Source organism: Haemophilus sp. SZY H53 (assembly GCF_054332375.1).
Map to the genome: position 1 here is coordinate 195,605 of NZ_JBTGNV010000001.1, position 12,849 is coordinate 208,453.

General features: G+C 39.8%; 14 protein-coding genes. 4 read left to right on the top strand and 10 right to left on the bottom strand.

Features of this window, described 5'->3' with window-relative positions; translation table 11 throughout:
* Window positions 1-41: 41 nt before the first annotated feature.
* Genes queF through ACXVWB_RS01040 form a run of 5 tightly spaced genes read right to left on the bottom strand, consistent with a single transcriptional unit; the run spans window position 42 to window position 3,769 of the window.
* A complete protein-coding gene (gene queF, locus ACXVWB_RS01020) occupies window positions 42-881 on the bottom strand; it encodes an NADPH-dependent 7-cyano-7-deazaguanine reductase QueF (RefSeq protein WP_289901735.1) in 840 nt (279 codons plus the stop codon).
* A gap of 24 nt (window positions 882-905) precedes the next feature.
* Entirely contained in the window at window positions 906-1,691 is a 786-nt protein-coding gene (locus ACXVWB_RS01025; RefSeq protein ID WP_289901736.1) for a Zn-ribbon-containing protein, read from the bottom strand.
* Window positions 1,692-1,693: 2 nt separating this feature from the next.
* The gene (locus tag ACXVWB_RS01030) at window positions 1,694-2,068 is read right to left on the bottom strand and encodes a SufE family protein (protein WP_289901737.1); all 375 of its coding nucleotides are present in this window, start codon (window positions 2,066-2,068) and stop codon (window positions 1,694-1,696) included.
* Complete coding sequence (locus tag ACXVWB_RS01035; RefSeq protein ID WP_289901738.1) at window positions 2,062-3,264, bottom strand: cysteine desulfurase; 1,203 nt, start codon at window positions 3,262-3,264, stop codon at window positions 2,062-2,064. Before ACXVWB_RS01035 ends, ACXVWB_RS01030 begins: the two co-directional genes overlap by 7 nt.
* A complete protein-coding gene (locus ACXVWB_RS01040; protein WP_289901739.1) occupies window positions 3,254-3,769 on the bottom strand; it encodes a thermonuclease family protein in 516 nt (171 codons plus the stop codon). The genes ACXVWB_RS01035 and ACXVWB_RS01040 overlap by 11 nt, the downstream gene beginning before the upstream one ends.
* Window positions 3,770-3,881: 112 nt before the next feature.
* Between ACXVWB_RS01040 and ACXVWB_RS01045 the strand changes: the two genes are divergently transcribed.
* From ACXVWB_RS01045 to ACXVWB_RS01060, 4 genes are read left to right on the top strand one after another with little or no spacing between them, the layout of a single operon-like run.
* Window positions 3,882-4,298, top strand: a complete 417-nt coding sequence (locus ACXVWB_RS01045) for a CidA/LrgA family protein (protein ID WP_289901740.1) — start codon at window positions 3,882-3,884, stop codon at window positions 4,296-4,298.
* A 6-nt stretch (window positions 4,299-4,304) separates the two neighbouring features.
* A complete protein-coding gene (locus tag ACXVWB_RS01050; protein ID WP_289901791.1) occupies window positions 4,305-5,000 on the top strand; it encodes a CidB/LrgB family autolysis modulator in 696 nt (231 codons plus the stop codon).
* Window positions 4,997-6,349 (top strand): anti-phage deoxyguanosine triphosphatase, encoded by a 1,353-nt coding sequence (locus ACXVWB_RS01055; protein ID WP_289901741.1) that lies wholly within the window; start codon window positions 4,997-4,999, stop codon window positions 6,347-6,349. Before ACXVWB_RS01050 ends, ACXVWB_RS01055 begins: the two co-directional genes overlap by 4 nt.
* A 45-nt stretch (window positions 6,350-6,394) precedes the next feature.
* Entirely contained in the window at window positions 6,395-8,338 is a 1,944-nt protein-coding gene (locus ACXVWB_RS01060) for an ABC transporter ATP-binding protein (protein ID WP_289901742.1), read from the top strand.
* Window positions 8,339-8,382: 44 nt separating this feature from the next.
* Here the strand turns inward: ACXVWB_RS01060 and ACXVWB_RS01065 are convergent, their stop codons facing one another.
* Genes ACXVWB_RS01065 through rsxD form a run of 5 tightly spaced genes read right to left on the bottom strand, consistent with a single transcriptional unit; the run spans window position 8,383 to window position 12,841 of the window.
* A complete protein-coding gene (locus ACXVWB_RS01065; RefSeq protein WP_049374534.1) occupies window positions 8,383-9,753 on the bottom strand; it encodes a sodium-dependent transporter in 1,371 nt (456 codons plus the stop codon).
* A gap of 26 nt (window positions 9,754-9,779) precedes the next feature.
* Complete coding sequence (gene nth / locus ACXVWB_RS01070) at window positions 9,780-10,415, bottom strand: endonuclease III (RefSeq protein WP_289901743.1); 636 nt, start codon at window positions 10,413-10,415, stop codon at window positions 9,780-9,782.
* Window positions 10,412-11,122 (bottom strand): electron transport complex subunit E, encoded by a 711-nt coding sequence (locus ACXVWB_RS01075; protein ID WP_289901744.1) that lies wholly within the window; start codon window positions 11,120-11,122, stop codon window positions 10,412-10,414. Before ACXVWB_RS01075 ends, nth begins: the two co-directional genes overlap by 4 nt.
* 10 nt (window positions 11,123-11,132) lie before the next feature.
* Window positions 11,133-11,759: an electron transport complex subunit RsxG gene (gene rsxG / locus ACXVWB_RS01080; protein WP_289901745.1), complete on the bottom strand. Its 627-nt coding sequence runs from the start codon at window positions 11,757-11,759 to the stop codon at window positions 11,133-11,135.
* On the bottom strand, window positions 11,759-12,841 hold the full coding sequence (gene rsxD, locus ACXVWB_RS01085; protein ID WP_289901746.1) for an electron transport complex subunit RsxD: 1,083 nt from the start codon (window positions 12,839-12,841) through the stop codon (window positions 11,759-11,761). The genes rsxG and rsxD overlap by 1 nt, the downstream gene beginning before the upstream one ends.
* Window positions 12,842-12,849 lie beyond the last annotated feature (8 nt).

Sequence of the window (12,849 nt, forward strand, 5' to 3'; positions counted from 1 at the left end):
CCAAAGTGCGGTTGATTTTCACCGCACTTTTGTTTTGTGATTTATTGTCTTGCCAAGCGTAAATTTTGCGGAATTTCCTCAAAGTTAGAACGGAATGGATTAATATCCAATCCACCACGACGCGTATAACGCGCATAGACGGTGAGTTTTTCTGGTTTAGCGTAATGCATCAAGTCACAGAAAATACGCTCGACACATTGCTCGTGAAACTCATTATGTTGACGGAAAGACACAATGTAGCGGAGAAGTTTTTCGCGATCGATTTGTTTACCTACATAATGAATTTGCACGGTTCCCCAATCGGGCTGACTGGTGATCAGACAGTTAGATTTCAATAAATGGCTTACTAAGATTTCTTCCGCCACATTATCGGACGTACAATTTTGCAAAATGTTTGCATTAAATTCGTAGCTGTGGATTTCGATATCCTGATCATCAATGCAATCGCCCGTGAAAGTATCAATACTTTGTCCTTGATAGTGGGATAATGGATGTAAACGTACTTTGACTTCGCCTTGAGCGCAAGCACTGAGATCTTCTCGCATCGTGCGCTCTACGCTAGCAAAATCAGCAAATTGACTTTGGTTAAAGCTGTTTAAATAGAGTTTAAAGCTTTTTGATTCAATTAAATTTTCACTGCGATAATCAATTTCCACATCAGCAATGGCGACTTGCGGCAAACCTTTTGGATTTAACCAAGAAATTTCATAGGCTGTCCAAATATCAGCGCCTTGAGTAAAAGGCTGTTGTTCGGTAATGCCTAAGCCATCACGATTGAGTTTACGAGGCACGGGTTGTAACAAAGTGCGGTCATAATTCGCCGCATATTCTGTTGCTTGACCGAGTTTTAAAGATTGAAGACTTTTATCTTGATAATTCATTTGTTTTCCTAAATGACGAAAGCGTTATAAAAAGTTCCACGACACATTCGAGACTAATCGACATTGGTCGCATTTAAAGTAAATCACATCAAATAGCGGCGCGTTTAATGCCCAATCTCCACCACATTGCGGGCAACAGCGTTGCTGTTCCGATTTTAAAGAATGGCCTCCGACACGGTATAAATAATAATAGGTCGGTATGCCGCTTTCTTTTTCAATTTCAGTAGCAAGGTAGCGTCCATGTTTGCTGAGCGTGCTATTAACCTCGGCGATTTCGTTTAACGATTCTTTTTCTAAAACCGAACCATTCATTTGCAGCTGATCGCAAGCCTGCCAATTTTCCTGCCATTTAATCAAATCTTGGCTTAAATGAGGTTGATTTTTTAGCTGTTTATAGAGCGGAATTGGAGAAAAATCATCTCCACTATGCAAGGGGGAGCTAGATTGCAAATGTGTAGTATAGAGAATCTGCCATGCTGGTTGGCTACATTCTGCGGTGCTGTCTGCATTTAAATCATCGGCAATAATTTGGAAACCTTGAAAATGTAGACCGCACTTTTCAGCATTTTCCATCGCCAGATTCACAGTTTGGTTATTATTCTCGGGTAAAAGGCTATCTTGCTCAGGGCAAATGACGCGCATCGCAAAACCTTGTTCTCCCTCTTCTTCTGTTAAATAAAGCGGGATTTCACGGCCGATAATTTGTCCGTTATAACGCCATTGGTCGATGACTGCATTGAGCAAACGGCTTTGTTGGCCGATATCATTTTCTAAGGCGCCTAATTTAAAAAAGGGTTCGATCAGATACATAATTACAGATTGTGCAATATTTCTTCGATTTGTTTTAAACCATTCAAGCGAGTTTCACTTAAGCGAGAGGCAATACCGAACTCATCAAAAAATTGACGAATATTAAATTGTTGTAGTTGATTATTGGTTTGTCCATTGATGTTTTGTAACAACAACCATAACAAACCATTCATAATGCGCGCTTCGCTGTAAGCTTGAAATTGAAACGTGCCGTCATTTTGTGGAATGGTCTTAAACCAAAGCCCTGCTTCGCAGCCTTGAATCGATTGCATTTGAGCTAATTCATCTGGAGAGGGTTGAGGAAGATGCTTACCGGCTTGAATAATGAAACGGTAACGATCTTCCCAATTTTTTGCCTGTTTAATGTTTTCTAGCATGCTAATAACTCTAAGGATTTATCTAATGCCGCAAAAAAAGCATCCACATCTTGCGGGCTATTGTAAGGCGCAAAAGAAAGTCTTAATGTAGTACGCTCACCAAGACGGGCTAAGTAAGGTTGGGCGCAATGTTCGCCAACTCGCAACGCAATTTTTTGTTCGCTCAGGAGCGTAGCAAGATCGGATGCCGCAATCCCATCAAAAACAAAACAAACTACTGAACTCGGTTGTGGTGAATTGAATAAACGACAATTTGGATAGTTTTTCAACCGCACTTTACTTTGCTCGGCAAGCTCAATAGCATGCGCCTCGGCAGCCTGAAAATCCCATTTTTTGAGCCAATCTAGCACTGTACCAAAGCCAATCACGCCCGCAATATTTGGTGTACCGGCTTCTAATCGATAAGGTAAATCGGCAAAGGTAATACATTCATGGGATACGCGGTCAATCATTTTTCCACCGTAAAAAAGTGGTTGTAGCAGGGAAAGCGAGCTTAATTTTCCGCTTAATACACCAATGCCGTTTGGTCCATAAATTTTGTGTGCAGAAAAGGCAATAAAATCCGCATCTAATGCCTGTAAATCAATCTGTATATGGCTAATAGCCTGAGCGGCATCTACTAAAACGAGCGCATTGCTATGTTGGCGGATTAGTTGAATTAAATGCTGGATATGTTGTTCCGTTCCCGTTACGTTGGAGACAAAATTGAGTGCTACTAACTTAGTTTTTTCATTCAATGCTGCAATCAAGGCATTTTCATCAATTAACCAATTATCCGAAATGTGCAGCACTTCAATTTTCGCTCCGCATTTTTTCGCTGTTTCATGCCAAGTAACATAATTAGCATGATGGTCTGCTTGGCTAATTAAGATTTCATCTCCCGCATGTAAAGAGGGGAGTAAACCGTTGGCAACCAAATTAATGCTATGAGTTGTTCCAGACGTCCAAATTACCGCTTTTTCATCTTCTGCATTAATTAAGGTTTTAACTAGGTGACGAGCATTTTCATATTGTGCTGTCTGTGCCGCTTCGTACTGACTACGATGTACGGAGCCTGCCGATTGATAAAATGTAGTCGTTGCATCAATGAGTGCTTGAGGTTTTAATGCCGTCGCTGCATTATCCAAATAAATCACGGCATTTGGCGATTTAAAATAAGGGAATTCATTTTTAAATGATTGATAATCAAAAGCCATGGTTATCTCCGTGTTTGAGTGTTTTTTTCTGTTTACGCCATTCATAAGGGGCAATAGGGGTGGGATCTCGCCATAAGCCGATTTTTTGTTGTTGGGCAAAATCTTGTGCCTGAAAGTAGATTGGATTTTTAGCATATTGCGGATAAACCCACGCCATACCATTTTTCACCATTTCTAAGTTAATGTTTTGTTCTTGTAGATAAACCGTTGCCAAAATACGTTGGTAGCGATCATAACCAGAAACTGACAACGTCACATTTTGTTTGAAAACAAGCTGTGAAAGATATTGTTTGGCTTTCTTACCAAATGCCTGACCTTTCTCAGGGGCATCAATTTCTTGTAATCGTACTTTGAATTGTTTTTTAGTGGGTAAGAGACAAGTTAGAGTATCGCCATCACTGACACCCACCACCCAACACGCCATTTGGCGTTCCGCAGAGACTGAAAATTGACCCCAAAGTGCGGTCAAAATTATGGTTAAAAATAATAAGAATTTCTTAATCATTTTGAATTTCTTTGATCTATATCGCAAAATTTAACTAAAAAGAGGGGGTAATTCTAACAAAAAAAGCGTAAAATAAATTTGAATTATTGTTAAATAAGTTGAAAGAGGAAATATGTTACTCCAAAAAGGCGTTCAACTTGTTCGCTCACTCGTGATTTTATACATTATGTTGCTACTCGGCAATTTGATTTCGCACTATGTACCCGTTGGAATTCCTGGCAGCATCTGGGGATTATTGATACTTTTTATCGGATTAACCACTCGTATCATTCGCTTGGAATGGATTTATTTGGGTTCTAGTCTATTGATTCGTTACATGGCAGTACTTTTTGTGCCGGTGAGTGTAGGCATTATTAAATATTATGATTTACTTGTTGCTCAATGGAAAATTTTACTTATTCCAAATATTCTTAGTACTTTTCTGACGCTCTTCATTATCGCATTTCTTGGGAATTATTTGTTTTACAAACAATCCTTTACCCATAAACGTCAAAAAGTATTAGAAAAACGTAATATTCAAGCAGAGTAAGGTTTCATTATGCAATATGCAATTTATCTTTATACCGGTTTAACGATTTTCGGATTTTGGCTCGCATTGCAAATTAGTAAACGTTGGAAATCTATGATTTTCAATACCTTCGTCCTAACGGTATCAATTCTCGTGCTGATTTTAGAAATTGGGGATATTTCTTATGATGATTACATGGCGGGGAATACACCAATTAATAATTTGCTTGGTTTAAGTATTGTGGCGCTTGCCTTGCCATTGTATGAGCAGCTTCAACAAATCGCGAGACAGTGGAAAATCATTCTTTCTGTGGTGATATTAGCTTCTTTGCTTTCTATGTTTACTGGCGCTATTTTGGCAATTATTTTAGGAGCGAGTCCTGAAATGGTGGCGACCGTATTACCCAAATCAATTACCACGCCAATTGCGATGGAAGTGTCTTCTCATTTAGGCGGTATTCCAGCCGTTACAGCCGTAGGCGTGATTGTTGCAGGTTTGCAAGGTTCGGTTTTTGGTTATCTCATCTTGAAAAAACTCGGTATCAAACAACAAGAAGCGGTGGGGTTATCTGTTGGTGCAGTTTCTCACGCACTCGGCACAGTAAGCTGTATGGAAGCTGATCCGAAAGCGGGGAGTTATAGTTCGATTTCTTTGGTACTTTGCGGTATTATGAGCTCAATTTTAGCCCCCTTAGTATTCCATGTTATTCGTTTATTTTTATGAGAACCCAATTAGCTGATTTTTGGACTGAACGTTTCCTTCCTGATCCGCCTCGCGAAAAAGATCACCGACCACCATTTCGTCGTGATCGCGGGCGGATTTTACATTCTGCTGCTTTCCGTTGTTTACAAGCCAAAACACAGATTCACGCGGTGGGTGAAAATGATTTTTATCGTACTCGTTTAACTCATTCCCTTGAAGTGGCACAAATCGGTAGCAGCCTGGTTTCCCAATTAAAATTTGCGGAAAGTTATGTTGCTATTTCAGACCAGCTTCATATCGAAAAAAGTGAATTACAGAAACAACTCAAGCCTTTATTACCAAGCAATGATTTAATTGAAAGTTTGTGCTTTGCACATGATATTGGTCATCCACCGTTTGGTCATGGTGGGGAAGTGGCGCTCAATTATATGATGCGTAATCATGGCGGCTTTGAAGGCAATGCGCAGACATTTCGTATTATTACTAAACTCGAGCCTTATACTGAAACAGCAGGGATGAATTTAACGCGTCGTGCTATTTTAGGTGTGGTGAAATATCCGAATATTTTAGACTTATCTTCCCCGCAATATGCCCAGTTGCCGCATACTGAAAACGCTGATCCGCGTTATGTCAAAATTAGCGATTGGAAGCCTGGAAAAGGGTTATTCCGTGATGACGTCACAATGTTTACTTGGTTGTTGCAAAACCTTTCTGAAAATGACCGCACTTTGTTTGGTTCATTTCAAAAAGTGCGGTCAAATCCTGCTGAGTTTTTAAAAACACAATTTAAATCATTAGATTGCAGCATTATGGAATTGGCGGATGATATTGCGTATGGGGTACATGATTTAGAAGATGCGATTGTGACTGGTGTAGTAAATCAACATCAGTGGCAAGAAGCATTGGCTGAACTTAAAACAATTCCTTCAGATTGGTTGGCAAAAAATATAGAGCAAGTTAGCCAACGATTGTTCTCCAATCATCATTTTGAACGTAAAAATGCCATTGGGGCATTAGTGAATTTCTTTATCACCCATGTGCGTTGGAAAGTCACCGGCAATTTTGATGAACCTTTGTTACGTTATAACGCAGAATTACCACAAGATGTGATTGCGGCATTAAATGTGTTCAAAAAGTTTGTGTGGAAATATGTAATTCGCCATGTGGAAACGCAACGTATTGAATATAAAGGACAACGTATTCTCACAGAAATGTTCCAGATTTTTGAGTCTGACCCAGAACGTTTATTGCCAACGAATACCGCTAATCGTTGGAGAAATGCACCGGAGCAGGGTAAAAAACGTATTATTTGTGATTATATCGCGGGCATGTCAGATGCCTATGCCTTAAAGGTTTATCACCAGCTCTAAAGTGCGGTTATTTTTATTGATATTTTGAATTTATAGGACAATTTTGTGGCATTAATTAGTTTAACTAACGCTTATCTTTCTTTTAGTGATCATCCTTTACTTGATCATGCTGAACTTCATATTGAACCCAATGAGCGCGTGTGTTTAGTGGGGCGCAACGGTGCAGGTAAATCGACTTTATTAAAAATTATTGCACAGCAAGTCACCATGGATGACGGCAAAGTGCAGTATGAAAAAGATTTAGTGGTTTCACGTTTAGAACAAGACCCGCCTCGCCATGCTGAAGGAAATGTATTTGATTATGTGGCAGAAGGCATTGAGCATTTAGCGGACTTGTTAAAGGAATACCATCATATTTCGCAAGAGTTGACACAAAATTATAGTGAACAAACTCTTAACCAACTGGCACAAGTGCAAGCAAAATTAGAGCATGCCAACGGCTGGCAGTTTGAAAATAAAATCAATGAAGTATTGCAAAAACTCGAGTTAAATCCTGATACTAAATTAGCCGATTTATCGGGTGGTTGGTTGCGTAAAGCCGCTCTTGCTCGTGCATTGGTGTGTAACCCCGATGTCTTGTTATTAGATGAACCAACCAACCACTTGGATGTGGATGCAATCGAATGGTTAGAAAACTTCTTATTAGAATTTACCGGAAGTATTGTATTTATTTCCCACGATCGTTCTTTTATCCGCAAAATGGCGACCCGTATTGTGGATTTAGATCGCGGGAAATTAGTGTCTTATCCAGGTAACTATGATTTATACCTCACCGCTAAAGAGGAAAGCTTACGTGTCGAAGCATTGCAAAATGACCTTTTTGATAAGCGTTTAGCGCAAGAAGAAGTTTGGATTCGTCAAGGGATTAAAGCGCGCCGTACGCGTAATGAAGGCCGTGTGCGAGCTTTAAAAGCTATGCGTGAAGAACGTCGCCAACGTCGTGAAGTGATGGGCGCCGCCAAGTTACAATTAGATAACTCAAGTCGTTCTGGCAAAATCGTATTTGAAATGGAAAATGTGAGCTATGAGATTGAAGGCAAACAGCTGCTCAAAGATTTCAGCACGACCATTTTACGTGGCGATAAAATTGCATTGGTTGGTCCAAATGGCTGCGGAAAAACCACCTTTATTAAACTTTTATTAGGTGAAATCAAGCCAACGAGTGGCAGCATTCATTGTGGTACAAAATTAGACATTGCTTATTTTGACCAATATCGTGCCGATCTCGATCCAGAAAAAACGGTGATGGATAACGTTGCCGATGGCAAGCAGGATATTGAAGTCAATGGCATAAAACGTCATGTCTTGGGCTATTTGCAGGATTTCTTATTTCCCCCCAAACGAGCTATGACACCCGTAAAAGCGCTTTCAGGTGGTGAACGTAACCGTTTGTTATTGGCTAAATTATTACTGAAACCTAATAATCTATTGATTCTCGATGAACCAACCAATGACTTGGATGTAGAAACCTTAGAATTATTAGAGGAAATTCTCACGGATTATCAAGGCACCTTATTGATTGTCAGCCATGATCGTCAGTTTATTGATAACGTCGCAACGGAGTGTTATTTCTTTGAAGGTGACGGCGTATTGAATAAATACGTAGGCGGTTTCTTTGATGCAAAAGGACAACAAGCTAATTACTTTGCTATGAAAGCAGAGCAAGAGACCCAAAAATCCAAAAAAGAAGCACCAAAAGCACAGGAAAGTGCGGTTAAAAATGACGCTGTTTCTCAAAAGCCAAAATCCGTTAAACTTTCTTACAAAGAACAACGTGAGTTAGAACAGCTACCGCAATTGTTGGAAGAATTGGAAGAGAAAATTACTGCACTTCAAGCTGAAATTGGTGATCCTCACTTTTTCCAACAAGCCCATGATGTAACAGATGCTAAGCTTAAGGAATTATCGGACACTGAAGCGGAGCTTGAAACGGCTTTTCTTCGTTGGGAAGAACTTGAAGAGAAAAAAACTCAAGCTGAAGCAAAATAGAGGATAGATAAAAAGAAACCGAGCTAAATAGCTCGGTTTTTTTATTAAATATTACTGATAAAAATCACCAAAATAATCACTGGAACCACAAATTTAACATAGTTAAACCAAATTGTGGTGAAGCGTGAATTTGGTGTTGGAGAGAGCTCTTTTTTTGCATCGTCTTTTAACACGAAACCAACGAAAATGGCACAGCCAAGTGCGGTCAGCATAAAGAGAATATTTCCGCTAACAAAATCGAAGGCATCGAAAATGCTTTTACCGAATATGGTGAAATCTTTCCAAAGGTTATCACCTAGAATAGATGGCACGTTACCTAATAAGAAAATCCCCATTAAGGTAACAAAAATTGCTTTGCCTCGGCGCATTCTGAGTTTTTCTTGTAACGCGGTGATGATGACTTCGTAAATCGTAATTGACGTGGTTAATGCTGCAATAAGCAATAAACCGAAGAACACGATAGCAAAGAATTTACCCGCCCATAAATGTGAGAATACAATTGGTAAACTTTGGAAAACCAAGGTTGGCCCTGCGTTAGGTTCAATGCCGAATGTGAATAATGATGGGAAGATCATAAAACCACATAACACGGCGATAATGGTGTTAGTAAAACCCGTAATAACGGCTGTTTGAATAAGGTTTTCTTCCTTGTTCAAATAGCTGGAGAGGGTAATCAATACACCGAAACCAAGGCTTAAAGCGAAGAATACTTGCCCTAATACGAAGATGAATAATTTAGGTGTGATTTTGCTGAAATCAGGCTTTAAGTAGAAAGTCACACCTTCCATTGCGCCAGGTAAGGTGAGGTTACGAATTACCATGCCAATTAGGAAGATAAAGAGCAATGGCATTAAGTATTTCACGGAACGTTCAATCCCACCAATGATACCTTTCGCTAAAATGATGTAATTCACCGCCACAAACAGGAAGGTATAAAGCATGATTTCCCATGGACTGTTGCTGATATGTAAATCGTAGAAATCTTTGGCTACTTCTTTTGTTATTGGTGCAGAAATATCAAGGGTGTTATTAATTAGGCTGATGATATAAGACATCACCCAACCACCAAGCACCATATAATAGGCCATGATACCAAATGCGCCGAGAAGCCCCATGTAGCCGAGAATCTTCCAATATTTGGAGATGTTTTTACCTTTATCTTGGATTTTATCGCCAAAAGCATCAATGGAATTCACACGCAAACGGCGTCCGATAACGTTTTCCACTAAAATCATCGGGATACCAATCACAATCATCGCAATACAAAAGAGGAGTACATAGGCACCACCGCCATTTTCACCCACTAAATAAGGAAAGCGCCATGTTGCCCCAAAGCCAACTGTCGCACCCGCTACGGTGAGCACATAAGTTAGTCGACTAGACCACGTTTGGCGAGATTGATTGTTTGTTGTCATAATATATTCCGTTTGATTTTATTCGTTTAATATTCTGTTTTTTCTTTGTATTCGCAGAGATCTTCAATAATGCAAGCACCGCAGCGAGGTTTTCGTGCGGTACAAGTATAGCGCCCGTGTAAAATAAGCCAGTGGTGTACATCTACTTTAAATTCTTTAGGCACAACTTTGAGCAGTTTTTCTTCTACTTTTACCACATCTTTACCAGGGGCAAAATTCGTGCGGTTGCATACGCGAAAAATATGGGTATCCACTGCAATAGTCGGGTGGCCGAAAGCGGTATTTAATACCACATTTGCTGTTTTTCTACCGACACCCGCAAGGGCTTCTAAGGCTTCACGGCTTTCAGGTACTTCGCCGTTGTGTTTCTCAACTAAATCACGGCAGGTTTTAATAATATTTTCTGCTTTGCTGTTATAAAGCCCGATGGTTTTAATGTATTCTTTTAACCCCTCTAAGCCAAGATCTAAAATGGCTTGTGGAGTATTTGCTACAGGGAATAATTTTGCCGTCGCTTTATTGACACCTTTATCGGTGGCTTGGGCCGATAAGATCACGGCGATGAGTAATTCGAAAGGCGAATTATACTCTAATTCCGTGGTGGGACGCGGGTTTTGCTCCCTAAGTCGAGTGAGAATTTCAATTCGTTTAGCTTGGTTCATTTTTTCATATCAATTCGGTTTTTAATCGCCAATAGGATGCCTAATCCAATAAAGGCACCTGGCGGAAGAATAAAGAGTAAAAAGCTACTGTCAGCGTGATAAATATGTAATGTAAGGAATTTCGCACCTTGACCAAATAAGTTTTCAATCCCTTCGAAAAGGGTACCTTGACCTAAGATTTCACGTAATGCACCTAATACGGTGATACTTAATGCCATGCCTAACCCCATTGAAAAACCATCCCAGGCAGCATGTGCTACGCTATTTTTAGAGGCAAAGGCTTCTGCACGGCCAATCACAATACAATTGGTGACGATTAAAGGAATAAAAATCCCGAGAGCTTGATAGAGTGTATAGGTATAAGCATTCATTAATAATTGCACCACCGTTACGGTAGTCGCAATAATCATCACATAAATCGGAATACGGATTTCATGAGGTATTTGCTTACGAAAGAGTGAAACAATTGTATTGGTGCAAGTTAAAACCAACATAGTTGCAAGCCCTAAACCTAAGGCATTTGTTGCCGTACTCGAAACAGCTAAGAGCGGACAGAGTCCTAATAATTGCACGAGAGTTGAGTTGTTTTTCCACACACCCTGAATAAAGATTTCTTTCCAAACAGAAGGCGTTTGCGTTATTTCTTCTGAATTTTCAAGCGCACTTTGCTTATCAAGTGCGGTCGTTTTTTCGGTTAAATCAGTCATAATAAATATCCTATTGCGCGTATTTTTTTGCCATCTCGTTGAGTAATGCTTCATTTTCAAGCATCACGAGAGCAGAGCGTTTTACTTGATTCACAATCGCGCGCGGCGTAATAGTTGCGCCAGAAAATTGATCAAATTTACCACCATCTTTTTTGACCGCCCAATCTTTTAGGCTTTCTGGTACGATAACTTGGTTTGTAAAACTTAAAATCCAGTCAGAAATGCGAAGTTCGATTTTATCGCCTAATCCTGGGGTTTCATGGTGTTCAATCACACGCACACCTAAAACTTCACCTTTTGGTGTAATCCCTACTAATAAACGGATATTTCCCGAATAGCCATCTGGCGCTGTCGTTTCATAAGCATAGGCTGTTAGCACATGATCTTTGATCGCAAAATAGACTTTTTGAATACCTTTGAGTTTATCTTGCTCAGGTATTTCAACGCTTTCAAGCAAGTTATTATTGAAATACGCTTGAGGGATGACTTGAAGCAATAACGCTTTTTGTTGTTCAGCCATGGCTTCATCAATTTTATCTTTTGTTAGCATATAAATGCCCGCAGAAACTGCTGTACAAAGCAATGCGATGAAACCTAATAAAAGACCAAAACGGGAGGTGACTTTTAAAATACCCATTATTTTCTCCCTTTTGTAAAGTGCCCAGCTACGCGAGGACGGGTGTAGTAGTCGATAAGTGGCACACAAATATTACTTAATAAAATCGCAAATGCCACGCCGTCAGGGTAGTTTCCAAAGTAACGAATGAGGTAAACCAATAGTCCAACTAATGCACCAAATACAAGCTTACCACGAGGTGTAATAGAAGCGGTGACAGGGTCAGTCGCAATAAAGAATGCGCCGAACATCATGGCACCGCTAAAGAGTTGGCTAATCATACTTAAATGATGATGACCTGACATCGCAGTGATTGTTGCTAAGGTTACAAAGGTCACGAGCATTGAAACGGGAATTTGCCAGTGAATTTTTTTCTTTAAGATTAATACAATCCCACCAAGCATGAATGCCAGATTAACCTGCCACCAACCTTCAGCGAAGTCAGTCCCGTTTTGTAATAAAATCGGTAATTTTACAAAATCATGGAATACGCTTTCATCGCCTTGATGTAAGTTATAGAAGATTTTTGCGCTGTCTAATGGTGTCGCTTGTGTAATTCCATCAATGGAATGGACGAGTTGGCTTAAGCTAAAACCATCAGTGGTTAAGCCTGTGAAAATTAAAGAAAGCGAATCTGCAAATGTTGGGGGTTCATTTAATAATGAAATCGGTGGCATCCAACTAGTCATTGGTAGTGGGAAAGAAATCAATAGCACCACATACCCCACCATAGCCGGATTAAATGGGTTTTGTCCTAAACCACCATAAACATGTTTACCTAGAATAACAGCAGAAAGCGTACCAATTAAAATTACCCAATAAGGTGCATAAGGCGGAATCGCCATCGCTAAAATTAAGGCAGTAAGCACCACACTAAAATCTGAAATATAGACAAGATTTGGCTTATTGCGCAATTTGGTCACAATAAACTCAAGCAATAATGCGAAAGAAATAGCCAAAGCGGATTGCACCAAAACACCCATTCCAAAATAATAAATTTGTGTGAGCAGAGCAGGCAACATGGCTGCAATCACCCATAACATAATACGGGCGGTTAATTTGCCTGAATGGGTATGAGGCGAACTCACCATTTTCTTAAACATAATCTTTT

Bases quoted from the DNA above. Each gene is read 5' to 3' on its own strand.
- queF (WP_289901735.1), bottom strand. From the start codon at position 881: ATGAATTATCAAGATAAAAGTCTTCAATCTTTAAAACTCGGTCAAGCA.
- ACXVWB_RS01025 (WP_289901736.1), bottom strand. From the start codon at position 1,691: ATGTATCTGATCGAACCCTTTTTTAAATTAGGCGCCTTAGAAAATGAT.
- ACXVWB_RS01030 (WP_289901737.1), bottom strand. From the start codon at position 2,068: ATGCTAGAAAACATTAAACAGGCAAAAAATTGGGAAGATCGTTACCGT.
- ACXVWB_RS01035 (WP_289901738.1), bottom strand. From the start codon at position 3,264: ATGGCTTTTGATTATCAATCATTTAAAAATGAATTCCCTTATTTTAAA.
- ACXVWB_RS01040 (WP_289901739.1), bottom strand. From the start codon at position 3,769: ATGATTAAGAAATTCTTATTATTTTTAACCATAATTTTGACCGCACTT.
- ACXVWB_RS01045 (WP_289901740.1), top strand. From the start codon at position 3,882: ATGTTACTCCAAAAAGGCGTTCAACTTGTTCGCTCACTCGTGATTTTA.
- ACXVWB_RS01055 (WP_289901741.1), top strand. From the start codon at position 4,997: ATGAGAACCCAATTAGCTGATTTTTGGACTGAACGTTTCCTTCCTGAT.
- ACXVWB_RS01065 (WP_049374534.1), bottom strand. From the start codon at position 9,753: ATGACAACAAACAATCAATCTCGCCAAACGTGGTCTAGTCGACTAACT.
- nth (WP_289901743.1), bottom strand. From the start codon at position 10,415: ATGAACCAAGCTAAACGAATTGAAATTCTCACTCGACTTAGGGAGCAA.
- ACXVWB_RS01075 (WP_289901744.1), bottom strand. From the start codon at position 11,122: ATGACTGATTTAACCGAAAAAACGACCGCACTTGATAAGCAAAGTGCG.
- rsxG (WP_289901745.1), bottom strand. From the start codon at position 11,759: ATGGGTATTTTAAAAGTCACCTCCCGTTTTGGTCTTTTATTAGGTTTC.
- rsxD (WP_289901746.1), bottom strand. From the start codon at position 12,841: ATGTTTAAGAAAATGGTGAGTTCGCCTCATACCCATTCAGGCAAATTA.